Raw genomic sequence first — 22,373 nt, 5'->3', positions numbered from 1 at the left:
TTTTACTGAACTATAGTGCTGCCTGCTACCAATGAGTAACAATTATCAGCAGCAGTAACTGGATCCACCTCATTCACCCGCCCGGCTCCCCCGTGCGGGTTTTCTTTTTTCTCCCTTTCGCCAATCATTTTTCTCTTCCGGCTATGCTATAACCACTAACTACGCTTTCGATCTCCAAGGAACAGATAATGGACAAACAATCGCTTACGCTGCTAATCCTGAATGGTAAAGGCGCAGGTAATGACGATCTCCGTGAAGCGATCACGAAGCTGCGCGCCGAGGGCTTTAACATAGCCGTGCGCGTGACGTATGAAAAAGGAGACGGTGAGCGTTACGTGGAAGAAGCCCTTGAACTGCAGGCGGAAACCGTAGTGGCGGGCGGCGGTGACGGCACCGTCAACGAAATCGCTACCGCACTGGCGTCGGTCAACGCGGATGAGCGCCCGGTTCTGGGGATTCTGCCGCTGGGCACAGCGAACGATTTTGCCACCAGCGTCGGCATTCCTGAAGAGATTGAGCACGCCTTGCGCCTGGCTATCCAGGGTAAAGCCTGTGATATCGACCTCGCCCGCGTTAACCAGCATCACTATTTTATTAATATGGCGACCGGAGGATTTGGCACGCGCATTACGACCGAGACGCCGGAAAAACTCAAATCCGCGCTGGGCGGCGTGTCCTATTTTATTCATGGGTTGATGCGCATGGACACGCTAAAACCGGACAGTTGTGAAATTACCGGGCCCGGTTTTAACTGGCAGGGCGATGCGCTGGTCATCGGCATCGGCAACGGTCGTCAGGCCGGAGGCGGTCAGCGTTTATGCCCGTCGGCGTTGATTAACGATGGCCTGCTGGACGTCAGCATTGTCACCGCGCAGGAGTTGCTGCCTACCCTGCTGCATTCCCTGACCGGCGATGAAGAGAATCCCGGCATTGTTTCTACGCGCTTATCGTCCCTGACGATTCGCTCACCGCATGAAATGACCTTTAACCTGGATGGCGAACCGCTGACAGGCCAGTCATTTACCATCGATATCATGCCGGGCGCGTTAAGCTGCCGCCTGCCGCCGCAGTGTGCCCTGCTGAGTTAATTCTCACGGGAGCCCTGGCTCCCGGCCTTAATGTAAACAGTTCGTGATTACATTCACAATTCCGCTACTTCAACTTGTATGGTAGTAGCGGGACGCGTAATTTTTCATCCTTAATGCCAGCATGGCCTGCCGTCCGTCTGCCACAAGGATGCTTTATGCTACACATCGATCACCTTCCTGCGGATGTTCATCTGCCCGCCTATGACCGTCGCCAGCTTAAAACCCGTATAGTGCATATCGGCTTTGGTGCCTTTCATCGCGCCCATCAGGCCTTGTGCACGGATAAACTGGCCGAACAGGGTAGCGACTGGGGAATCTGCGAGGTTAACCTTAACAGCGGCGAGCTGATTCAGGCACTCCGCCAGCAGGACTTTCTCTATACGTTGACCGAAAAAAGTGACGACGCCGTGAAAACCCGGGTCATTGGGGTGGTTACCGCGGCACTGCACGGCAAAACGGACGGCATTGATGCCGTGATTACGGCCCTGTGCCAGCCGGACGTGGCGATTGTGTCGATGACCGTGACGGAAAAAGGCTATTGTCACCTGCCCGCCAGCGGCAATCTCGATCTGCAACATGCGGATATCGTGCATGACCTGGCGCACCCCGCACAGCCCCGCTCGCTGCCCGGATTGATTGTCGCCGCCATCCGCCGTCGACGCGATCTGAGTTTAGCGCCTTTCAGCGTGATGTCCTGCGATAACATGCCTGAAAATGGCCACGTCACACGGAATGTGGTGACGCAGCTCGCCCGGCAGCATGATCCGTCGCTGGCGGACTATATTCAGCACAACATCACCTTTCCCTCCACCATGGTAGATCGCATTGTTCCGGCGATGAATGAGGCCGCCTTTGACGCGTTACGTGCCCGTATTGGTTCGTCCGATCCAGTGGCCGTTGAGGCTGAACCCTTCTTTCAGTGGGTGATTGAAGACCACTTTGTCAGCGGCCGACCTGACTGGGACAAGGCAGGTGCCGAACTGGTGGAGGATGTGCTGCCGTTTGAGCAAATGAAGTTGCGCATGCTCAATGGCAGCCACTCCTTTCTGGCGTACCTTGGTTACCTTGCGGGTTATGAACATATCAGCGATTGTATGGCTGACGACGCGTTCCGGGCGGCCGCACGTGCGCTGATGGTTAACGAACAGGCGCCGACGTTAACCACGCAGGGCGTGGATTTACCGGCTTACGCCGACGCCTTAATCGCTCGCTTTGCCAACCGCGCTATCAGACACCGCACCTACCAGATTGCGACCGATGGCACCCAGAAACTGCCACAACGCTTTCTCGACAGCGTGCGCTGGCATCTCGCTAACGGCACACCCTGCCCGCTGCTGTTGCTGGGCATTGCCGCCTGGATGCGCTATGTCGCTGCGGTCGATGAAAAAGGCGAACCTATAGCGATCCGCGACCCACTTAAAGCCCAGCTGGCCACCTGTGTGGCAGAAAGCGCGGAAGGTCAGGAGCGGGTGCGGGCCTTACTGGGCCTGAAAACCGTTTTCGGCGAGGATCTGGCGGATAATACAGCCTTTGTTGACGCGCTCTCCGCCTGCTATATACAGTTAACGAAAGTGGGGGCACGGGCGGCCGTGCAACAGGCCATCGCACAGGGCTAAGGCGTTTTAACGCGCTGGCGAAATCGGGTTAATGTTAACAGGGACAGAACATGACGCTTTCCTACACCATCACGACAAGTGAACCGGTCAATCAGCAGATTTACCGTTATCTACGCAAAGATATCGTCACCTGCGTCATTCAGCCGGGCGCTTTGCTGTCGGAAAAAGAGGTTTCCGCCCGTTTTCATCTCTCTCGCCAGCCGGTACGTGAGGCGTTCATTAAGCTGGCAGAAGCCGGTCTGGTACAAATCCTTCCACAGCGCGGCACCTTTGTGCGTAAGATTTCAGCGAAGCAGGTCGAAGATGGACGCTTTATCCGGGAAGCGGTAGAACTGGCCGTGATACGCCGCGCAGCGCGGGAAACAAGCCAGCGCGGACTGATGGCGCTGGAGCATAATCTGCAGCTCCAGCGCATCACTGCCGCCCGGGGCGACAGCCAGATGTTTCTCAGCCTGGACGATGAATTCCATCGTCTGATTGCGGAGAGTATCGACTGTATGCTGGCATGGGAAACCATTGAAAACATCAAGGCGACGATGGACCGGGTGCGCTATCTCACCCTGAATCAGGTCGCGCCCGCTGAAACGCTGATCGAACAACATGAAGCCGTTTTTGCCGCCCTGAAAGCGCGCGATGCGGACCAGGCAGAAACCGCCCTGCGTCACCATCTGCAGGCAATGATGTTTTCGCTCGCGCCCGTGATCAGGCAAAACCGTGACTGGTTCGAGGCTGAGTAGCGCGCCGTACAATCGCTGAGCGAAGCCGTTACCACCACTGATGAAAATGATGCACAGGTCCAGTCCCGTGGCCCACCTCCAGCGAATCGGCTGTCAGCAGGGCCTGTTGTAGCCAGGTTTTGGCTTCATTAACCGTCTCCGCCCAGTCACTGTGCCGTGGGCGCAGGGCCGCCAGCGCAGCAGACAGCGTACAACCGGTACCGTGCGTATGGCGCGTCTTCACCCGAGGCGTGCTGAACCGTTGCCGCCCCGCTGGCGTGATCAGCCAGTCAGGACTTTCGCCATGATCCAGATGTCCGCCCTTCATCAGCACGGCCTGACAACCCAGCGCCAGAAGGGCATCGCCCTGCGTCAGCATCTCGTTCTCATTGCTGGCCATACGGCATTCGAGCAGCGCGGCGGCTTCGGGCAGATTAGGTGTGATCAGTGACACCTGTGGCAACAGGCGCTCGCGGACACAGGCAATGGCATCAGGACTCAGTAAGGCATCGCCGCTCTTGGCCACCATCACCGTGTCCAGCACCACAAACGGGATTGCCCGGCGCTGCAAGCCAACCGCCACCCGCTCCACGATCGCCGCGTCGGACAGCATGCCAATTTTTGCACTGTCGATGCGCACGTCATCAAGAACGGAATCCAGCTGTGCGCTGACAAAATCAGGATCAATACGGTACACCGACTGTACGCCACAGGTATTTTGCGCCACCAGGGCCGTAATCACGCTGGTGCCGTAAGCGCCCAGTGCGGAGAAGGTTTTCAGGTCGGCCTGAATCCCGGCACCGCCGCTGGGATCGGTACCGGCAATCGTTAAAGCATTGATGCGTTTCACAGGGCGGCCTCCAGTGTCCAGAGCGCGTCCAGAAACGCCGGTGCAAAGCTGCCCGGCCCGGTTGATGCCTGTGCGGCTTTCTCTCCGGCCAGTGCCATCACCCGACAGGCGCTGGCGATATTGATCAGTCTGTCACCCGGCAGGGTGGCAAAGGCGGCGACGACCGCAGACAGCGCACAGCCGGTGCCGACCACCCGCGTCATTAAGGGCGATCCGCCGACGATCGACAGGGTACGCATCCCGTCGGTGGCATAATCCACCTCGCCAGTGACCACCACACAGGTCTGATACTCCCGCGCCAGTTGTTGGGCGGCCAGCAGGGCGCTTTCGGCGGCGTGCAGACTGTCCACGCCACGTCCGCCGTCAGCCTGCTGGGCCAGCGCCAGAATCTCGGAAGCATTGCCGCGAATCACGGCAGGCGACTGCATCAGCACCTGCTGGCAAAACCGGGTACGCAACGTCAGTGCGCCCACCGCTACCGGGTCCAGCGTCCAGGGCGTGCCTGCCAGATTAGCCGCCTCGATTGCCGCGGCCATGGCCTGCTGGCGTTCGTGCGTTAATGTGCCGACATTGATTAACAGTGCATCCGCGATACCGCTGAACTGCGGCGCTTCCTCGCGATCGATGACCATGGCAGGTGACGCGTTCAGAGCAAGCAGGACATTAGCCGTGAGCATTTGCACCACATCATTGGTCATGCAGTGCACGAGCGGTGACTGACGGCGAAACTGTTGCAGGATGGGCGCGCATTGCGCATCAGAAAGATGGTGCGGTTGATGTGTCATCAGAACTCCCAACCGGCGGACAAGAAGGCGAATGCGGTCAGGCATCAGACTTCCCTACGCTGGCATTATCCAGATCAGGTAATACGGGTTTTTCTCAGCCTTCACAAAGAAGGGCACCCCGAGTCGTGTTACGCAGAGAAGAATAAGTAAGCCCCTAAATTTAAGCAAGGTGCTTATTCTTTTTTCAACCTGGCGGGCGAGACTTTTACATGATCCGGATCAACTCCCCACCGCACGAAAAAAGGCTTAATGCTGCGGGCTTAAAATTTGCACGTCAGAGCAGTAAAGGTATTTACGCAAGTAAATTATATCCTTCACCATTATCAGAATGCCCAGCAATAACAAACACCTGCCTACAACATCGCAACAATAAATCTTCATATCACGTAGTTAAAAATTACCAGAACACTTCATACTTGACAGGAAGCATGATGCGATTTTTAGCGCTTATCCCTCATCGTCACCGATGGACTGACATCACCATTACCCGTCAGGGTGCCCTTTCTCCTTCTGGCCGACACTATTATTCCACTTATCTTTCTGCCCGTTGTCAGCGTTGCGATGCGGTTATCCATCGGGTGTATTATCGCGATATCAGTGATGACCAGGCGCGCCGCTGGCTGGGGTAAATTCGCGGGTCGGGTACACGTTTTGCCAGGTTACGCGGCCGACGCAATTTGGTAGTCTTGCCCTTACTGAGTCACTGGACTGCTTACGCTTATGCCCTTCCTGCTGGATACATTAGGACACCAGATTTACCTGTCAGCCCCGCTGTTTATTCTTATTTTCCTGGGTTATTGCCTGACGAAATGGGGCAAATGGCCGCTGAGCATCAGCGAAGGCATGAACCGGTTTGTCTTTAACGTTGCCCTGCCCTGCATGCTGTTTCGCATCATGAGTGACTTTTACAACAGTCCCGCGGTCGATGTGCGCCTGCTTCTGGCATTCTTTGGCAGTTGTCTGCTGGTGTTTATCGTGGGCCGAATCCTTGCCTCGCGTCTGTTTCATCTGGATGGCGTGGCCGGCTCGGTCTTTGCCCTGGGCGGGGTCTTTTCAAATAACGTTATGCTGGGCATTCCGGTCGCTACCGTCCTGCTGGGCCCCGGTGCCTTGCCATCGGTTGCGCTGGTGCTGGTGTTTAACAGTCTGATCCTCTGGACATTACTCACCGTCTCGGTGGAATGGTCGAAACAGGGCAGTTTTTCCCTTCAGGGCTTTAAGCGCACCTTGATTAGCGTGCTCAGGAATCCGTTAATTATTGGCATCTTATCAGGCACCGCCTGGAGCCTGTTGCAGCGGCCGCTTCCCGCCATCGCCGCTGAACCGCTGCGCATGCTGGCGTCCATCGCCGCACCCTTATCGTTGGTCACTCTCGGCATGAGCCTGGCGCACTACCGGGTGCGGGAAGGCTTGAAAGAGAGTTACACGATTTGTGCGTTGAAACTGATTCTGCAGCCGCTGTGTGTCTGGGCGATCGCCTGGCTGACGGGTCTGCCTGCGCTGGAAAGTAAAGTGGTAGTGCTGCTGGGGTCGATGGCGGTCGGTGTGAATGTTTACCTGATGTCGCAGAAATTTAACGTGATTACCGGCCCCACGGCCGCCAGTATGCTGCTTTCCACCCTTTTTGCCGCGATAACCACGCCGTTGTGGATGATGTTAATGACGCTGGCCGGATACTAAAAAGCCCTGTAACACAGGTTACAGGGCTGGCTTTTGCACCGAAAAACTTAGTGTGCAGGTTGGGTGCGAATCAGGTAATCAAAAGCGCTCAGCGAGGCTTTTGCCCCTTCACCGCTGGCAATGATGATTTGCTTGTAAGGCACCGTGGTGCAGTCGCCTGCTGCGAAAACGCCTTTCAGGCTGGTTTCGCATTTTGCATCGATGATGATTTCACCCATCTTGTTGCGCTCAACCGCCCCTTCCAGCCAGGTGGTGTTAGGGAGCAGGCCAATCTGAACAAAAATGCCTGACAGCGCCAGTTCATGGGTTGTCTGGTTGGTGCGATCCAGATATTGCAGGCCGGTAACTTTGCTGCCGTCGCCTTTCACTTCGGTGGTTTGTGCATTCAGGATCACATCCACGTTTTTCAGGCTGCGCAGTTTGTCCTGCAGCACTTTGTCTGCGCGCATTTCACTGGCAAATTCCAGCAATGTGACGTGTTCAACGATACCAGCCAGATCGATAGCCGCTTCCACGCCGGAGTTACCGCCACCGATGACGGCAGTGCGTTTACCTTTGAACAGCGGACCGTCACAGTGCGGGCAATAGGTCACACCTTTAGTACGGTACTGCTCTTCCCCCGGTACGCCCATGTTGCGCCAGCGCGCGCCGGTCGCCAGGATGATGCTACGGGATTTCAGTACGGCACCTGACGCCGTTTCAATGGCATGCAGGCCGCCTTTCGCCGCAGACGGAATCAGTTTAATCGCGCTCTGACTGTCAATCACATCAACACTGTAATCGTCAACGTGGGCACGCAGTGCGCCAGCCAGTTTGGCCCCTTCCGTTTTCTGCACGGAAATATAGTTTTCGATATCAACGGTATCCAGTACCTGTCCGCCGAAACGCTCACCCATCAGGGCGGTGCGGATGCCTTTACGGGCAGAATAGATGGCGGCCGCTGCGCCAGCGGGACCGCTGCCAATAATCAGCACATCATAGGCTTCGCGTTTATTCAGCGCTTCTGCTGCGCGCTTGTCAGCATTGGTGTCGACTTTACTGACGATCTCCGCCAGGCTCATGCGGCCCTGACCAAACTCTTTGCCGTTCAGGAAAACCGCCGGCACGCCCATGACATTCCGTTCCTGAATTTCGTTCTGGAACAAGCCACCGTCAATCGCGGTGTGGCTGATGCGCGGGTTCAGGACCGCCATCAGATTCAGAGCCTGTACCACATCCGGACAGTTGTGGCAGGACAGCGAATAATAGGTTTCGAAATGGAAATCTCCATCCAGCGCCGCAATCTGATCAAGCAGATTTTGTGCTTCTTTGGACGGGTGCCCACCGGTCTGTAACAGCGCCAGCACCAGTGAGGTAAATTCATGACCCAGCGGCGAACCCGCAAAACGTGGGCCGTGATCCGCACCAGGGTTAGTGATTAAAAATGAGGGTTTACGCACCTGACGATCGTTCTCTTCACGAAAGCTGACCTTGTCAGACAGGCTCGCGATATCGACCAACAGATTGCGAATCTCGGTTGATTTTGCGCCATCATCCAGCGTTGCAATCAACTCCACAGGCTTGGTGAGTTTCTCAAGATAAGCTTTGAGCTGCGTTTTTAAATTGGTATCAAGCATAGTGAGTTCCTGGTCAAAAAATCGGGTGCCGAAGCACCCGATGAGAAAATGATCGACGTTGCGATGCGGAAATTAGATTTTGCCAACCAGGTCCAGCGAAGGCGCCAGAGTCGCATCACCTTCTTTCCATTTGGCCGGGCACACTTCACCAGGGTGAGAAGCCACGTACTGCGCCGCTTTCACTTTGCGCAGCAGGTCAGACGCATCACGGCCAATACCTTCAGCGGTGATTTCTACAGCCTGGATAACACCCTGTGGGTCAACGATGAATGTACCACGGTCAGCCAGACCTTCGTCTTCGCGCATGATGTCGAAGTTGCGGGTCAGCGCGCCAGTTGGGTCACCGATCATCGCATATTTGATTTTTGCGATGGTGTCAGAAGAGCCGTGCCAGGCTTTGTGGGTAAAGTGGGTATCAGTAGACACTGAGTAGATGTCCACGCCCAGTTTCTGGAACTCTTCATAGTGATCCGCGACGTCGCCCAGTTCGGTTGGGCAAACAAAGGTGAAGTCAGCCGGATAAAAGAAGAAAACACTCCATTTACCTTCAACGTCTTTCTCGGTTACTTCGATAAACTGGCCGTCTTTAAATGCACTGTTTTTGAACGGCTTAATTTTGGTGTTGATAATGGACATGTGATGGCCTCCTTTAAAATATGTGATGCAGCTTACAAATTTTCCGGGCCAACATCTAATAAGCCCTCGTTATCAATAAAATAAACGAAAGCTATCAAACGCCGATCGCGTTGATCGTTAAGGGAAAAAACCGCTTTTCTTACCTTCATTTACCCGCAAAAAGATATATTGCGTGCTTCCAGGCAATAACCCCTGTGCGTTAACTGAAGGCCGTTTGCTGTTTTCCCATAAGGCACCGTCGGGCAGTGTACAAGGAAAGTGATGACATTTGTTCTGCTTTTACTTTTTTGAGAATCCCTGCCAGGGTTGTTAAAAGATGTTTAACGGAGCTTGATGTGCATATTCGATTATTTACAGAGGCTGACCGTCCTTTCCTGCGGACGTTGTTTCTGGCGGCCCGTCGGCATAACTGGGACTGGATCGCCAACGATGACTGGCAACTGGAAGACTTCGATCAGGTGATACTCGGCGAAACCGTTTTAGTGGCTGAGCTGGACGGGCATCGGGCAGGATTCGCGGGTCTGATGGAAAACGATAATTTCTTACACAGCCTGTATGTGGATCCTGATTATCAGGGGCGCGGTGTGGGCAGTGCACTGCTTGAGGCCGTCCAGTCACGCTTTACATCAACCGGCGCGCTGAAGTGTCTGCAAATGAACAAGGCCGCCCAGACGTTTTACCTGCAACATGGCTGGAAAGTGATTTCCCAGGGTGAAAGCGATCAAGGCGGCTATCTGTTAATGCATTATCCCCCGGCGTCGCACTATGAGAGCGACGCGCAGAAGGGTTAAAGCGCGCGGAAGGCGATATCGCCGGGAATCACCTCGCCCTGCCAGTAAAGCTGGGCGGCCACACGTCCGGCGAGCTGACGGTACAGCATCGTAAATTCACTGTCCGGCCGACGAATAACCGTTGGCTCGCCATCATCCAGATCTTCACGCAAATGAATATGCAGGGGAAGCTGTGCCAGCAGCCGCGTGCCATAGTCGTCCACCAGCCGTTGCGCTCCGCCGGTACCAAAAATCGGCTCATGGTGACCGCACTGGCTGCAGACGTGGATACTCATGTTCTCCACCACGCCCAGCACCGGGACGTTAACCTTTTCGAACATGACCATGCCTTTGCGTGCATCGATGAGCGCGATGTCCTGTGGCGTAGTGACCACCAGCGCACCGGTGACGGGCACACTCTGCGCGAGCGTTAACTGGATATCTCCGGTTCCTGGCGGCATATCCAGCACCAGATAATCCAGGTCGGGCCACTGGGTTTCGGTAAGTAACTGCATCAGCGCTTTGCTGGCCATAGGGCCGCGCCACACCATCGCGTTATCGTCGGTCACCAGATAGCCGATGGAATTGGTTGCCAGACCATGGGACATGATCGGCGCCATATGGGTGCCGTCAGGCGAGGTCGGGCGCTCTTTTTCACAGCCCAGCATGTTGGGCACGGACGGGCCATAAATATCGGCATCCAGAATGCCCACACGTGCGCCTTCAGCCAGTAACGCCAGCGCCATATTAACTGCGGTACTCGATTTGCCCACGCCGCCTTTACCGGAGCTGACCGCGATAATGTTCTTCACGCCGTTAACACCAGGGTGATTTTTCACGCGTTTCAACGTAGCAATCTCGTGACTTAACCGCCAGTCGATGGCCTGCGCGCCGCTCAGACGCAGTAGCTCAGCGCTGGTGTCTGCTTTTAAGGTCTCAAACGCGCTGTGCCAGGCAAAAGGCATCCGCAGTTCAATATGCAACGTCCCATCCAGCAGCGCCACATGATGCAGCGCCTTCAGGGTAATAAGGTTACGTTGCAGCGTCGGATGCTCAAAGCTGTTCAGAACGCCGGCCACAACGGCGCGTAAGGCTTCTGGTGTATGTGGTTCCCGGGATTGCGCTGTCATCCCCACTCCTTTTCTGCTGTGCTTATGCTGTTTTTCAACGATGTAGTAACAATACTATCAGATGCCGATCGTTTCACGGGCCGCGCGGCGGGAAATCCCTTATGTTTACGCGGCTGTGCCCATCGGTTACCATCTAAGCCCGTTTTTTTACTTAACTGAAAGCTACGCAAACTATGACTCAAGTCGCAAAAAAAATTCTGGTAACCTGCGCCCTGCCTTACGCTAACGGCTCAATTCATCTCGGCCACATGCTCGAGCATATCCAGGCGGACATTTGGGTGCGTTATCAGCGAATGCGTGGCAATCAGGTTTACTTCATCTGCGCCGATGACGCCCACGGCACGCCGATCATGCTGAAGGCTCAGCAGTTGGGCATTGCGCCGGAACAGATGATTGCTGAAATGAAACACGAGCACGAAACAGATTTTGCCGGTTTTAACATCAGCTATGATAACTATCACTCAACGCACGGCGACGAGAACCGTGAGCTGGCCGGGCTCATCTATGGTCGCCTGAAAGAGAACGGTTTCATTAAGAACCGCACGATTTCTCAGCTGTACGATCCGGAAAAAGGCATGTTCCTGCCTGACCGTTTCGTGAAAGGCACCTGCCCGAAATGTAAAGCGCCTGACCAGTACGGCGACAATTGCGAGGTGTGCAGCGCGACCTACAGCCCGACCGAACTGATCGATCCGAAATCTGTGGTGTCCGGTGCAACCCCTGTGCTGCGTGATTCCGAGCACTTCTTCTTTGACCTGCCGTCGTTCAGCGAAATGCTGCGCGCCTGGACGCGTTCTGGCGCACTGCAGGAGCAGGTCGCCAATAAAATGCAGGAGTGGTTCGAATCCGGTCTGCAACAGTGGGATATTTCCCGTGATGCGCCGTACTTTGGCTTCGAAATTCCTGGCGCGCCGGGCAAATACTTCTACGTCTGGCTGGATGCGCCGATCGGCTATATGGGCGCGTTTAAAAACCTGTGTGACAAACGCGGCGACATCAGTTTTGACGAATTCTGGCAGCAGGATTCCACCACAGAGCTGTACCACTTCATTGGTAAAGACATCGTCTACTTCCACAGCCTGTTCTGGCCTGCCATGCTGGAAGGCAGCGGCTTCCGCAAACCCAACAACCTGTTTGTGCATGGCTATGTGACCGTAAATGGCGCAAAAATGTCGAAATCGCGCGGAACCTTTATTAAAGCCAGTACCTGGTTACAGCATCTGGATGCCGACAGCCTGCGCTATTACTATGCGGCCAAGCTTTCTTCGCGTATTGATGACATCGACCTGAATCTGGAAGATTTTGTTCAGCGCGTCAACGCCGACATTGTGAACAAAGTGGTCAACCTGGCGTCACGTAATGCCGGTTTTATCACCAAACGCTTTGGCGGCAAGCTGTCCGCAGAACTGGCCGACCCGGCGCTTTATCAAACATTCCTGGACGCATCCGAAAAGATTGGCGAGGCCTGGGCAAGCCGTGAATTTGGCCGGGCGATTCGTGAAATTATGGCGCTGGCCGATCTGGCCAACCGTTATGTTGACGAGCAGGCACCGTGGGTGGTGGCGAAGCAGGAAGGCCGTGATGCCGATCTGCAGGCTATTTGCTCCATGGGCATTAACCTGTTCCGTGTGCTGATGACCTGGCTGAAGCCTGTGCTGCCGTCGCTGAGCGAGCGAGCCGAAGCTTTCCTGAACAGCGAACTCAGCTGGGACGCCATTCAGCAGCCGCTGCTCGACCATCAGGTTGCGCCGTTTAAAGCCCTGTATGGTCGCATTGAGATGGCGAAAGTCGAGGGCCTGATTGAAGCGTCGAAAGCCGACGCGGCTGAAGCCAGTAAACCGACGGTCAGCGGCCCACTGGCGGATGCGCCGATTGGCGATACCATCACGATTGATGACTTTGCCAAAGTTGATATGCGCGTGGCACTGATTGAGAAAGCGGAACTGGTGGACGGCTCAGACAAACTGCTGCGTCTGGAGTTGGATCTGGGCGGCGAGAAGCGCCAGATTTTCTCTGGTATCCGTGCAGCCTATCCTGACCCGGCCGTACTCGTTGGCAAAATGACCATTATCGTGGCGAACCTGGCACCACGTAAAATGCGCTTTGGCGTCTCGGAAGGCATGGTGCTGTCTGCGGGGCCGGGCGGCAAAGACCTGTTCGTGTTGTCTGTCGACAGTGGCGCAGTGCCGGGTATGCCCGTTAAATAAGGCGTTCGCCCTTCCTGCATCTGATGGCAGGAAGGGCCGTTCTGCCTTACGCTGACAGCTGGCACGCCAGATCGTCAGTGCGTAGGATTACGCTCGTTGGAAACAGGAGCCTGTCATGCACACCGTGCTAGCGATAAGTTGGCGTTATCTGCGCGCTTTTACCCTTCTCTATCTCTGTTTATATGCCGGAAACGGCGTAGCAAGGTTGCTGCCCATTACGCTGCCCGGCAGCATTATTGGCATGCTGATTTTGTTTACCCTGCTCGCGTCTCAAATCGTGCCGGTCCACTGGGTTAAGCCCGGTTGTCATCTTATCATTCGCTATATGGCGCTGCTGTTCGTTCCCATCAGTGTGGGCGTCATGAATTACACCGATCTGCTGACCGCGCAGTTTGGCCCTATCGTGGTCTCGTGTCTTGTCAGTACCTTCGCTGTCCTGAGCATCGTGGGGTTAAGCGCCCACAAGCTGCATTCGCGCGTGCCGACGAAAGAGGTGAAGGATGAGTGATATCTGGTGGTCATTGCCCCTGACGCTGGGCGCATTTTTCCTGGCGCGCAGACTGGCTGCCGCGCTGAAGATTGCCCTGCTGAACCCCTTGCTGGTTTCGATGGCGATCATCATTCCCATCCTGCTGTTACTGCAACTGCCCTATACACGTTACTTTGCCGGAAGCCAGGTGCTTAATGCCCTGCTACAGCCCGCCGTGGTCGCACTGGCGCTGCCGCTGTATGAGCAGATGCATCAGATTCGCGCCCGCTGGAAATCCATTATCGGCGTATGCCTGATCGGCAGCCTGACGGCAATGACCTCCGGCACAGCGATCGCCCTGTGGATGGGGGCAACGCCGGAAATCGCCGCCACGATTTTACCTAAATCCGTCACCACACCGATCGCGATGGCGGTATCCGGCTCTCTGCACGGCATTCCCGCTATCAGTGCGATTTGTGTGCTGATAGCCGGTGTGCTCGGTGCGGTATTTGGCCATATGGTGCTGAATCTGTTGGGCGTGAAAAGTAAAGCGGCACGCGGTCTGGCGATTGGTAATGCGTCCCATGCGCTGGGAACCGCCCGGGCGGCGGAACTGGACTTCCAGGAAGGGGCATTTAGTTCGCTGGCACTGGTGATCTGCGGCATCGTAACGTCGTTACTGGCACCCTTTGTTTTTCCGCTGCTACTGCACTGGTTTGGCTAAAACTTTGGGAGAGATCTCGCAAAGTTGAAAACTCTAAGACACGTTGCATTGTCAGAGCGACAGAGATCACATATAAACCGATGTCTGGCACATTGCCTGAAGATTGAATGAGGCTTCCATGCATCCACGTTTCCACTCTGCCTTTGAATTACTGCCGGCTCCCCTGCAAACCGCGCTTCGTCCGGTGCTGAGTGAGCCGGGATTTGACGCGATGCTGCGGGCCGATCAGGTCACCCTCCTGCAACAGCAAACCCAACTGGATGCGGACGCTCTCGCCCTGGCGCTGCTTCCGGTCGCGGCGGCCTGCGCGGTCGCCTCGCTGTCCCGTTTCAACGTCGGTGCCATTGCACGCGGGATAAGCGGTAACTGGTATTTCGGTGCCAATATGGAGTTTGCCGGTGCCACCATGCAGCAAACCGTGCATGCAGAACAAAGCGCTGTTACGCACGCCTGGCTGCGCGGCGAAGCGCGCCTGGAGACCATCACCGTCAACTACACGCCGTGCGGGCATTGCCGCCAGTTCATGAATGAACTTAACAGCGGCACGGCGATTCGTATCAGCCTGCCCCAGCGCCCGGTGCAGACGTTAGCGTACTATCTGCCTGACGCTTTCGGCCCTGGCGACCTGCACATCACCGAACGGCTGATGGATAAGGTGGATCATGGCTTTGTTGTCACGGGCGATGCGCTGTCGCAGGCGGCCATTGACGCGGCCAACCAGAGTCATGCCCCTTACAGCCGCGCGTTCAGTGGCGTTGCAGTGCAAACCGCCTCAGGCCGTATTTTTAGCGGTCGCTATGCGGAAAATGCGGCCTTTAATCCCAGCCTGCCTCCGCTTCAGGCCGCACTGATTTTGCTGAACATGGCCGGCGAATCCTGCGAGGCGATTCAGGCAGCAGCGCTGGCCCAGCCCCGACAGCCTGCGTTAGATCAGTATTCAGCGACGCAGGCAACACTGCGCGCGCTGGGCTGCGACAACCTTAACGTTATCGAGCTGGCGTAAAGCGTAATGCGGGGCACGGTTTTAAACAGTTTCTAAATCTTTTATTTACAAAAGCTGTACATCCGCGAGAAATTTCATAGGATCTGACGCCAGGCCTTCTTTATCAAAATAAACTGGCGTCCTCTACCCTCTTATTGCGCCAGGAACACTCGCAACCGGAGCATTACTGCATGGAACTCGAATACGAAAGTAAACGCCCGCTCTATATTCCCTACGCTGGCCCTATTCTGCTGGAATTTCCCCTGCTGAATAAGGGCAGCGCCTTCAGCATCGAAGAGCGTAACGAATTCAATCTCAACGGCTTACTGCCCGAAGCGGTCGAAACCATTGAAGAGCAGGCGAAACGCGCATGGCGTCAGTTTCAGGACTTCAAAAATAATAACGACAAGCACGTCTACCTGCGCAATATTCAGGACACCAACGAAACCCTGTTCTACCGTCTGCTGGACAATCATCTTGAAGAGATGATGCCAATTATTTATACGCCAACCGTCGGCGCAGCCTGCGAACACTTCTCTGAAATTTATCGCCGCGCCCGTGGTGTGTTCATCTCATATCCCAACCGTGAACACATCGAAGACATGCTGCAAAACGCCACCAAACAGAACGTTAAAGTCATCGTGGTGACCGACGGTGAGCGTATTCTGGGCCTGGGTGACCAGGGCATCGGCGGCATGGGTATTCCGATTGGTAAACTGTCGCTGTATACCGCGTGCGGCGGCATCAGTCCGGCTTACACCTTACCGGTGGTACTGGATGTCGGTACCAATAACCAGCAACTGCTGAACGATCCGCTTTATATGGGCTGGCGTCACCCACGTATTACCGGTGAAGAGTACGATGAATTCGTTAATGAATTTATCCAGGCCGTGAAACGCCGCTGGCCGAAAGTGCTGCTGCAGTTTGAAGACTTTGCGCAGAAAAACGCAATGCCGCTGCTGGAGCGCTATCGCGATGAAGTGTGCTGCTTCAACGATGATATTCAGGGCACCGCTGCTGTCACCGTGGGCACTCTGATTGCCGCCAGTCGTGCTGCCGGAAGCCGTTTGTGCGAACAAAAAGTGGTGTTCCTGGGGGCAGGTTCAGCCGGCTGCGGTATCGCAGAGCAAATCATTGCGCAGATGAAGTCGGAAGGTCTGAGCGATGAAGAGGCGCGTAGCCGCGTAATGATGGTCGACCGCTTTGGCCTGCTCACTGATAAGTTGCCTAACCTGCTCGATTTCCAGAGCAAGCTGGTGCAGAAAAGCGATAACCTCAAAGACTGGGATACGGCCAGTGATGCGATTTCGCTGCTGGACGTAGTGCGCAACGCCAAACCCGATATTCTGATTGGGGTTTCAGGCCAGCCCGGACTGTTCACCGAAGAGATCATCCGCGAGATGCACAAGCACTGCAAACGTCCTATTGTGATGCCGCTCTCTAACCCCACCTCGCGCGTTGAAGCCACGCCAGCGGATATTATCGCCTGGACCGATGGTGCTGCACTGGTCGCGACCGGGAGCCCGTTCTCACCGGTTTCATGGAACGGTAAAACCTATCCGATCGCGCAGTGTAACAACTCCTATATCTTCCCGGGCATCGGTTTAGGGGTGATTGCCTCGGGTGCATCACGCGTAACCGATACCATGCTGATGACCGCCAGCCGCGCACTGGCAGACTGCTCGCCGCTGGTCAACGATGGTGAAGGGCCGGTACTGCCTGAAATCAAAGATATTCAGGGCGTGTCGAAAGTGATCGCAATGGAAGTGGGCAAAGCCGCGCAACTGGCGGGCGTTGCCGTGGTGACCTCGGAAGACGTGCTGTCACAGTCTATTTCGAATAACTTCTGGCTGCCGCAATACCGTCATTACCGCCGTACCTCGATCTAAAAAGGTCTGCGCTGGATCATCCTCCGATCCAGCGCTGCTTAAAATAGCACCACCCAGACGGGGTAAACTTGCTTCGCGAGGGTTGCTCAAGTAGCCTTGTCCCACCAAAACCTCTCATCTCGAGTGCTCAGGCGCATGTTGAAACGCGTTTTCATTGCTCTGCTTTTCATCATCTTAACGATGGTGGCGACGGCGCTTGGCCTGGATCGCTGGATAAGCTGGAAAACCGCCCCCTATATTTACGACAATCTGGCCTCACTGCCCCATCGTCAGGTCGGTGTTGTGCTGGGCACGGCAAAATATTACCGCACCGGGGTGATTAATCAGTACTACCTGTACCGGATGCAGGGCGCGCTTAACGCCTATAACAGCGGCAAGATTAACTATTTACTGCTGAGCGGAGACAATGCGCAGCAGAGCTATAACGAACCCATGACCATGCGGCGCGATTTAATCAAAGGTGGCGTTGATCCGGCGGATATCGTACTGGATTACGCGGGCTTTCGGACGCTGGATTCCATTGTCCGCACGCGCAAGGTATTCGATACCAACGATTTTATTATCATCACCCAGCGCTTCCACTGTGAGCGGGCACTGTTTATCGCCCTGCACCTTGGCATTCAGGCTCAGTGCTACGCTGTGCCCTCGCCGAAAAATATGCTGACGGTGCGCATGCGTGAGGTCGGTGCACGTCTTGGCGCGCTGGTAGATTTGTACCTCCTCAAGCGTGAACCGCGCTTCCTCGGGCCTCTGGTGCCCATTCCCGCCGTACATGATGTGCCGGAGGATGCGCAAAGCTATCCTGCTGTCACCCCTGAGCAACTGCTGGAACTGGAACAAAAGCGCCATCAGTAAGCCGCCTTTGTCTGGCTGACAGCCCGCTGACCCTGGCGTGAAGATAGACTGTGAGAACGGATGATAACGCCGGCGCGGCAGGCTCCGCCTTTCTGACAGGAGTGCATCGCCGACGCGTAGCATCCTTGCTATGGCGAAACAAGGCTTAGCGCGGGACTTTGCGATGGCGACAGGGCTTATCACGCATCGTTACCAAGGATGACGGTCAGTCCAGCGCGGCGGATTTGCTGCTTCTTTACCTTACTGACCTGCTGACCTGCTGACCTGCTGACCTGCTGACCTGCTGACCTGCTGACCTGCTGACCTGCTGACTCAGGATTTTGCGTCCACAGGACAGCTTTCTGTTCCTGATTAAAGTCAATTCGAACGCGCACTCTCATAGCGGGCATCCTGCTGGCTCGCCGTGAATCCGCGTTCTTTCCTGCTTCCGGGCGCAGGCTGGCGGCTTCCGTGCCATAAAAAAAGCGGCCCGCAGGCCGCTTAGCTTACATGATGACTTCTGCCGTTATTTTTTACGTGCGTACTTCAGCGAGTCGAGCGCCACAGCAAAAATAATGATGCCGCCCTTGATTATGTACTGCCAGTAAGGGTTAATGCCGATATAGGTCAAGCCGTAGTTGATGACGGTGAAGATCAACACACCGGTCACGACACCGGCCACCGTCCCCACACCACCGGCAAAAGACACACCACCGACGACGCAGGCCGCGATAGCATCCAGCTCGTACATAAAGCCAAGGTTGTTCGTTGCCGAGCCGATACGGCCCGCTTCCAGCATACCGCCGAAAGCATAGAACACGCCTGAAAGGGCATAAATCAGAATCAGGTTCAGGTTGACGTTTACGCCGGAGACTTTTGCCGCTTCCGGGTTACCGCCGATGGCAAAAATGTTTTTACCGAAACGCGTTTTGTTCCACAGAATCCAGACGAACACGATCGCAATCACCGCATAGAAGGTGATGTAGGACAGCTTAAAATCCCCGAAACGCAGGAAGCCTTGCGTAAAGGTTGAGAAGCCGTCATAGAAGCCTGCAATCGGTGATGCGCCTACGAAGTCGTAATACAGCGAGTTGATACCGTAAACGATAATCATGGTACCCAACGTAGTGATAAACGGCGTCACTTTCAGGTAAGCAATAATCACGCCGTTCACCAGGCCAATAACGGCACCAATCGCACAAACAATCAGGATCACCACAGGAATCGGTACGGTTTCCAGATGTGGGAACACTTTGTTTGGGTTATCCATAGCCTGCAGCAGCGAAGCGGCCACGATAGCGGCGAGGCCAACCTGACGACCGGCTGACAGGTCTGTCCCCTGAGTCACAATCAGTCCCGCAACGCCCAGCGCAATGATAATACGCACCGAGGATTGGGTCAGAATGTTACTCAGATTCATTAAACTTAAGAACGTCGGATCCTGGAAAATAATAATCGCCAGCAGTACCAGTAGCACGACATAAATGCCACCCTCTTTCAGCCAGGTTAGCGCATTCTTTTTTGTAGTCGCTTTCATGTTAACAGCCCTTACTTCATTAAAGGTGTAATGACGCTAAACGCAATATTTCGTTCTGCGTAGTCGTTTTTGTATCAACAATGCCAGCGACCAGACCGTTACTCATGACCAGAATACGATCGGTGATGCCTAACAGCTCTGGCATTTCGGAAGAGATAATAATGATGCCCTTTTCTTTTTTTGCCAGCTCAGCCATCAGCTGGTAAATCTCGAATTTGGCCCCCACATCAATACCGCGAGTGGGTTCATCAAGCATCAATATTTCGGGCTGCGTCAGCAACCAGCGTCCAATAATCACCTTCTGTTGGTTACCACCTGAAAGCGAACCAATTTGGGTGTGGTGGCCTGGCGTTTTTACCCGCATGGAGTCGATAACCCATTGGGTATCACTCTTCATACGCTTATTATCCAGCAGACCAATGTTGTTCTTATATTTTTTGATATTGGAGATGAGAGAATTAAAACCAATATCCAGAAACGCATAAATACCGGTAGAGCGACGTTCTTCCGTCACAAGAGCAAAGCCATGATTGATGGCTTCGTTCGCCGTGTGATTATTAATCGTTTTACCGTGCAGTTTAATTGTGCCGCCCGATTTTTCGCGAATGCCAAACAGCGTTTCGACGATATCCGTACGTTTTGCACCGACCAACCCGGCAATACCGAGTATCTCCCCTTTACGCAAATCAAACGAAATATCACGAATAGAGGGCTGACGCAGAGAGGTTAAATTGCGCACCTCAAGAATGGTCTCGCCCGGCACATTTACGCGATCCGGGAAGCGCTGGCTTAATGAACGCCCCACCATCATGGCGATGATCTTATCCATGTCCAGCCCTTCGAGCGGCTGGGTTGCAATCCACTGACCGTCACGCAGAACCGTAATTTCATCACACAACTGGAAGATCTCTTCCATTTTGTGTGAAATATAAACAATGCCGCAGCCGCGATCTTTCAGCTTACGGATAATCGTGAACAGATGATTCACTTCTTTTTCCGTCAACGAGGATGTCGGTTCATCCATGATCACGATTTTGGCGTCATAAGAAAACGCTTTGGCAATCTCAATCATCTGCATTTGCGAGACGGAGAGATGCGCGACTTTGTCACGGGGATCGATGTTAATATCCAGCTCGTCAAAAATCGCTTTGGTATCACGGTACATTTTTTCCTGATCGACAAAGAAGCCTTTGCGTGGATAACGCCCAAGCCACATGTTGTCCATCACGGTACGCTGTAATACCAGGTTTAATTCCTGGTGAACCATTGACACGCCATTTTCCAGCGCCTCTTTGGAGCTTTTAAAATCTATTTCCTGCCCTTGAAAAAGAATACTTCCGGTATCTTTTTTGTAGATACCAAATAAACATTTTAACAACGTTGATTTACCAGCGCCGTTTTCACCCATCAGTGCATGAACGGAGTGAGGCCGCACTTTTAAATTTACGTTGTCGAGAGCTTTAACGCCGGGAAATGATTTACTGACGTTGGTCATTTCCAGCAGATATTCGCGCTGCGCGGTCGTATTATCACTGGCCATAATTTACCTGGCTAAAAAACGGTGATGACATAAAAAAGGCGCAGCAGCCGCCGCGCCCGTTTGCACATAATTATTTCTGGAACTGAGACAGGTTTTCCTGATCAACCGGTACATAGGGTACGCGTACGATCTTATCGACCATCTTGAAGTTGGTGCCTTCGGTGGCCGGTTTACCATCGGCAAGGTTCTTCGCCATATCGATGGTGGCTTTCGCCTGGTTTTCCGCATCGTTCAGCACCGTACCGGCCATCGCGCCAGATTTAACCAGCGCCAGCGCCTCAGGTAAGGCATCCACACCAAATACCGGTATAGAAGACATGTTGTGTGCCTTCAGCGCTTCAACAGCCCCCATCGCCATCGCATCGTTGTTCGCGATTACCACTTCGATTTTCTTGGCGTTAGGGCCTGACAGCCAGGCGTCCATTTTGTCTTTAGCCTGTGCGGTATCCCACATCGCCGTATCCATCGCTAACTGCTGGGTTTTCACACCATCTTTGTTCAGCGTATCGATAACATATTTGGTACGCGCTTCAGCATCAGGATGGCCTGGTTCGCCTTTCAGCAGCACATACTGGATCACACCGTCTTTGTTCAGATCCCAGGCCGGGGTCGCTTTCCAGTGTTTCTCAATCAGTTTGCCCTGAATCACGCCAGACTCTTTCGAATCGGTACCGACGTAGTAGGCTTTATCGTAGCTGGCCAGCACTTTGGCGTTAGGTTCTTTGTTGAAGAACACAACCGGGATATCGTTCGCACGGGCTTTCTGTACCACGACAGCCGCTGCAGCCGGGTCGACCAGGTTGATGGCTAACGCTTTCACGCCTTTTGCCATCAGCACGTCAATTTGATCGTTTTGTTTTGACTGATCGTTCTGTGAGTCATTCATCAGCAGTTGGATGCCGCCCAGCGTTTTGGCTTCTTTCTCGATGTCTTTACGTACCATCGACATAAAGTTGTCGTCGTACTTATAAATAGTCACGCCGATACGGGTATCAGCGGCGTGGGCTACTGCACCAAACATCATGCTGGCAACCAGTGCTGTGAGCGTGAAAACCTTCTTATTCATGGTATCTCCGGTTTTTCTGTAGGGTCTTTTTATGTTCTGCTGCGTCAAGCCGCGGAAGAACATCGGGTAAGAATTATCCGGCGAGGCAAGATGCGCTCTAAATCAGACTGAGCCACTGCTGTGCCGTGCCAAACTCGACTTCCATGTAGGTCAATGCGTCCGTAAAGCGTGTGTTATAAGCCTGAACCAACGATGCTGTCGGTGCCCTCAACGGGAGAGTGGCGTTACATAATGTTTC

General features: G+C 54.4%; 21 protein-coding genes and 1 riboswitch. Of the genes, 12 read left to right on the top strand and 9 right to left on the bottom strand.

The window, feature by feature from the left end; all coding sequences use genetic code 11:
- Positions 1–188 precede the first annotated feature (188 nt).
- The 3 genes from yegS to GC087_RS08815 all read left to right on the top strand — a co-directional run bounded on the left by yegS (position 189) and on the right by GC087_RS08815 (position 3,441).
- Positions 189–1,088: a lipid kinase YegS gene (gene yegS, locus GC087_RS08825; protein ID WP_039338141.1), complete on the top strand. Its 900-nt coding sequence runs from the start codon at positions 189–191 to the stop codon at positions 1,086–1,088.
- A 155-nt stretch (positions 1,089–1,243) separates the two neighbouring features.
- Complete coding sequence (locus GC087_RS08820; protein WP_324021210.1) at positions 1,244–2,704, top strand: mannitol dehydrogenase family protein; 1,461 nt, start codon at positions 1,244–1,246, stop codon at positions 2,702–2,704.
- Positions 2,705–2,754: 50 nt separating this feature from the next.
- Positions 2,755–3,441, top strand: coding sequence for a GntR family transcriptional regulator (locus tag GC087_RS08815; RefSeq protein WP_039338144.1), 687 nt, complete (start codon positions 2,755–2,757; stop codon positions 3,439–3,441).
- A 28-nt stretch (positions 3,442–3,469) separates the two neighbouring features.
- On the opposite strand, the gene thiD is transcribed toward GC087_RS08815, so the two are convergent.
- Both thiD and thiM read right to left on the bottom strand, forming a co-directional pair.
- Positions 3,470–4,270, bottom strand: coding sequence for a bifunctional hydroxymethylpyrimidine kinase/phosphomethylpyrimidine kinase (thiD, locus tag GC087_RS08810; RefSeq protein WP_054633460.1), 801 nt, complete (start codon positions 4,268–4,270; stop codon positions 3,470–3,472).
- Positions 4,267–5,055, bottom strand: coding sequence for a hydroxyethylthiazole kinase (gene thiM, locus GC087_RS08805; RefSeq protein WP_205955494.1), 789 nt, complete (start codon positions 5,053–5,055; stop codon positions 4,267–4,269). The genes thiD and thiM overlap by 4 nt, the downstream gene beginning before the upstream one ends.
- 34 nt (positions 5,056–5,089) lie before the next feature.
- A riboswitch (TPP riboswitch) is annotated at positions 5,090–5,186 on the bottom strand.
- Positions 5,187–5,486: 300 nt separating this feature from the next.
- Here thiM and GC087_RS08800 point away from each other — a divergent pair.
- Complete coding sequence (locus GC087_RS08800) at positions 5,487–5,684, top strand: hypothetical protein (RefSeq protein ID WP_006119907.1); 198 nt, start codon at positions 5,487–5,489, stop codon at positions 5,682–5,684.
- Between the two features lie 91 nt (positions 5,685–5,775).
- Entirely contained in the window at positions 5,776–6,735 is a 960-nt protein-coding gene (locus GC087_RS08795; protein ID WP_033740536.1) for an AEC family transporter, read from the top strand.
- Positions 6,736–6,782: 47 nt separating this feature from the next.
- On the opposite strand, the gene ahpF is transcribed toward GC087_RS08795, so the two are convergent.
- Positions 6,783–8,351, bottom strand: coding sequence for an alkyl hydroperoxide reductase subunit F (ahpF, locus tag GC087_RS08790; protein WP_039338149.1), 1,569 nt, complete (start codon positions 8,349–8,351; stop codon positions 6,783–6,785).
- Positions 8,352–8,423: 72 nt separating this feature from the next.
- The gene (gene ahpC, locus GC087_RS08785; RefSeq protein WP_033740540.1) at positions 8,424–8,987 is read right to left on the bottom strand and encodes an alkyl hydroperoxide reductase subunit C; all 564 of its coding nucleotides are present in this window, start codon (positions 8,985–8,987) and stop codon (positions 8,424–8,426) included.
- Between the two features lie 335 nt (positions 8,988–9,322).
- On the opposite strand from ahpC, the gene GC087_RS08780 reads away from it, so the two are divergent.
- Positions 9,323–9,778 (top strand): GNAT family N-acetyltransferase, encoded by a 456-nt coding sequence (locus GC087_RS08780; protein ID WP_058702640.1) that lies wholly within the window; start codon positions 9,323–9,325, stop codon positions 9,776–9,778.
- Here GC087_RS08780 and apbC read toward each other — a convergent pair.
- The gene (gene apbC, locus GC087_RS08775; RefSeq protein WP_058702639.1) at positions 9,775–10,887 is read right to left on the bottom strand and encodes an iron-sulfur cluster carrier protein ApbC; all 1,113 of its coding nucleotides are present in this window, start codon (positions 10,885–10,887) and stop codon (positions 9,775–9,777) included. The genes GC087_RS08780 and apbC overlap by 4 nt on opposite strands.
- A gap of 173 nt (positions 10,888–11,060) precedes the next feature.
- Between apbC and metG the strand changes: the two genes are divergently transcribed.
- The 6 genes from metG to sanA all read left to right on the top strand — a co-directional run bounded on the left by metG (position 11,061) and on the right by sanA (position 18,013).
- Positions 11,061–13,094, top strand: a complete 2,034-nt coding sequence (gene metG / locus GC087_RS08770) for a methionine--tRNA ligase (protein ID WP_058702638.1) — start codon at positions 11,061–11,063, stop codon at positions 13,092–13,094.
- A gap of 115 nt (positions 13,095–13,209) precedes the next feature.
- Positions 13,210–13,602, top strand: a complete 393-nt coding sequence (locus GC087_RS08765) for a CidA/LrgA family protein (protein WP_172912927.1) — start codon at positions 13,210–13,212, stop codon at positions 13,600–13,602.
- Positions 13,595–14,287, top strand: coding sequence for a CidB/LrgB family autolysis modulator (locus GC087_RS08760; RefSeq protein ID WP_006119921.1), 693 nt, complete (start codon positions 13,595–13,597; stop codon positions 14,285–14,287). Before GC087_RS08765 ends, GC087_RS08760 begins: the two co-directional genes overlap by 8 nt.
- 118 nt (positions 14,288–14,405) lie before the next feature.
- Positions 14,406–15,290 (top strand): cytidine deaminase, encoded by an 885-nt coding sequence (gene cdd, locus GC087_RS08755; RefSeq protein ID WP_324030312.1) that lies wholly within the window; start codon positions 14,406–14,408, stop codon positions 15,288–15,290.
- A 170-nt stretch (positions 15,291–15,460) separates the two neighbouring features.
- A complete protein-coding gene (locus tag GC087_RS08750) occupies positions 15,461–17,158 on the top strand; it encodes an NAD-dependent malic enzyme (RefSeq protein ID WP_006119924.1) in 1,698 nt (565 codons plus the stop codon).
- 135 nt (positions 17,159–17,293) lie between these two features.
- On the top strand, positions 17,294–18,013 hold the full coding sequence (sanA, locus tag GC087_RS08745) for an outer membrane permeability protein SanA (protein WP_006119925.1): 720 nt from the start codon (positions 17,294–17,296) through the stop codon (positions 18,011–18,013).
- A gap of 179 nt (positions 18,014–18,192) precedes the next feature.
- Here the strand turns inward: sanA and GC087_RS08740 are convergent, their stop codons facing one another.
- The 4 genes from GC087_RS08740 to mglB form a co-directional block, all read right to left on the bottom strand.
- A complete protein-coding gene (locus GC087_RS08740) occupies positions 18,193–18,393 on the bottom strand; it encodes a hypothetical protein (RefSeq protein ID WP_324030311.1) in 201 nt (66 codons plus the stop codon).
- A 125-nt stretch (positions 18,394–18,518) separates the two neighbouring features.
- Positions 18,519–19,529: a galactose/methyl galactoside ABC transporter permease MglC gene (gene mglC / locus GC087_RS08735; protein ID WP_006119926.1), complete on the bottom strand. Its 1,011-nt coding sequence runs from the start codon at positions 19,527–19,529 to the stop codon at positions 18,519–18,521.
- Between the two features lie 19 nt (positions 19,530–19,548).
- Positions 19,549–21,069 carry a galactose/methyl galactoside ABC transporter ATP-binding protein MglA gene (gene mglA / locus GC087_RS08730; RefSeq protein WP_006119927.1) on the bottom strand — a complete coding sequence of 507 codons (1,521 nt, stop codon included), beginning with the start codon at positions 21,067–21,069 and terminating at the stop codon, positions 19,549–19,551.
- A 70-nt stretch (positions 21,070–21,139) separates the two neighbouring features.
- Positions 21,140–22,135 (bottom strand): galactose/glucose ABC transporter substrate-binding protein MglB, encoded by a 996-nt coding sequence (gene mglB, locus GC087_RS08725; RefSeq protein ID WP_033740552.1) that lies wholly within the window; start codon positions 22,133–22,135, stop codon positions 21,140–21,142.
- Between the last annotated feature and the right edge of the window lie 238 nt (positions 22,136–22,373).

This window comes from Pantoea sp. JZ2 (assembly GCF_035191405.1).
GTDB classification, from domain to species: Bacteria; Pseudomonadota; Gammaproteobacteria; order Enterobacterales; family Enterobacteriaceae; genus Pantoea; species Pantoea stewartii.
The sequence above is the reverse complement of the archived record's forward strand: the minus strand, read 5'-3'. Positions and strand labels throughout refer to the sequence as shown.

What these genes read in the sequence shown, in the direction of transcription:
- ahpF (WP_039338149.1), bottom strand. Translation starts at nt 8,351, where the DNA reads ATGCTTGATACCAATTTAAAAACGCAGCTCAAAGCTTATCTTGAGAAA.
- mglA (WP_006119927.1), bottom strand. Translation starts at nt 21,069, where the DNA reads ATGGCCAGTGATAATACGACCGCGCAGCGCGAATATCTGCTGGAAATG.
- ahpC (WP_033740540.1), bottom strand. Translation starts at nt 8,987, where the DNA reads ATGTCCATTATCAACACCAAAATTAAGCCGTTCAAAAACAGTGCATTT.
- mglC (WP_006119926.1), bottom strand. Translation starts at nt 19,529, where the DNA reads ATGAAAGCGACTACAAAAAAGAATGCGCTAACCTGGCTGAAAGAGGGT.
- GC087_RS08800 (WP_006119907.1), top strand. Translation starts at nt 5,487, where the DNA reads ATGCGATTTTTAGCGCTTATCCCTCATCGTCACCGATGGACTGACATC.
- apbC (WP_058702639.1), bottom strand. Translation starts at nt 10,887, where the DNA reads ATGACAGCGCAATCCCGGGAACCACATACACCAGAAGCCTTACGCGCC.
- GC087_RS08795 (WP_033740536.1), top strand. Translation starts at nt 5,776, where the DNA reads ATGCCCTTCCTGCTGGATACATTAGGACACCAGATTTACCTGTCAGCC.
- GC087_RS08740 (WP_324030311.1), bottom strand. Translation starts at nt 18,393, where the DNA reads ATGAGAGTGCGCGTTCGAATTGACTTTAATCAGGAACAGAAAGCTGTC.
- metG (WP_058702638.1), top strand. Translation starts at nt 11,061, where the DNA reads ATGACTCAAGTCGCAAAAAAAATTCTGGTAACCTGCGCCCTGCCTTAC.
- thiM (WP_205955494.1), bottom strand. Translation starts at nt 5,055, where the DNA reads ATGACACATCAACCGCACCATCTTTCTGATGCGCAATGCGCGCCCATC.
- GC087_RS08750 (WP_006119924.1), top strand. Translation starts at nt 15,461, where the DNA reads ATGGAACTCGAATACGAAAGTAAACGCCCGCTCTATATTCCCTACGCT.
- cdd (WP_324030312.1), top strand. Translation starts at nt 14,406, where the DNA reads ATGCATCCACGTTTCCACTCTGCCTTTGAATTACTGCCGGCTCCCCTG.
- GC087_RS08815 (WP_039338144.1), top strand. Translation starts at nt 2,755, where the DNA reads ATGACGCTTTCCTACACCATCACGACAAGTGAACCGGTCAATCAGCAG.
- GC087_RS08765 (WP_172912927.1), top strand. Translation starts at nt 13,210, where the DNA reads ATGCACACCGTGCTAGCGATAAGTTGGCGTTATCTGCGCGCTTTTACC.
- mglB (WP_033740552.1), bottom strand. Translation starts at nt 22,135, where the DNA reads ATGAATAAGAAGGTTTTCACGCTCACAGCACTGGTTGCCAGCATGATG.
- sanA (WP_006119925.1), top strand. Translation starts at nt 17,294, where the DNA reads ATGTTGAAACGCGTTTTCATTGCTCTGCTTTTCATCATCTTAACGATG.
- yegS (WP_039338141.1), top strand. Translation starts at nt 189, where the DNA reads ATGGACAAACAATCGCTTACGCTGCTAATCCTGAATGGTAAAGGCGCA.
- GC087_RS08820 (WP_324021210.1), top strand. Translation starts at nt 1,244, where the DNA reads ATGCTACACATCGATCACCTTCCTGCGGATGTTCATCTGCCCGCCTAT.
- GC087_RS08760 (WP_006119921.1), top strand. Translation starts at nt 13,595, where the DNA reads ATGAGTGATATCTGGTGGTCATTGCCCCTGACGCTGGGCGCATTTTTC.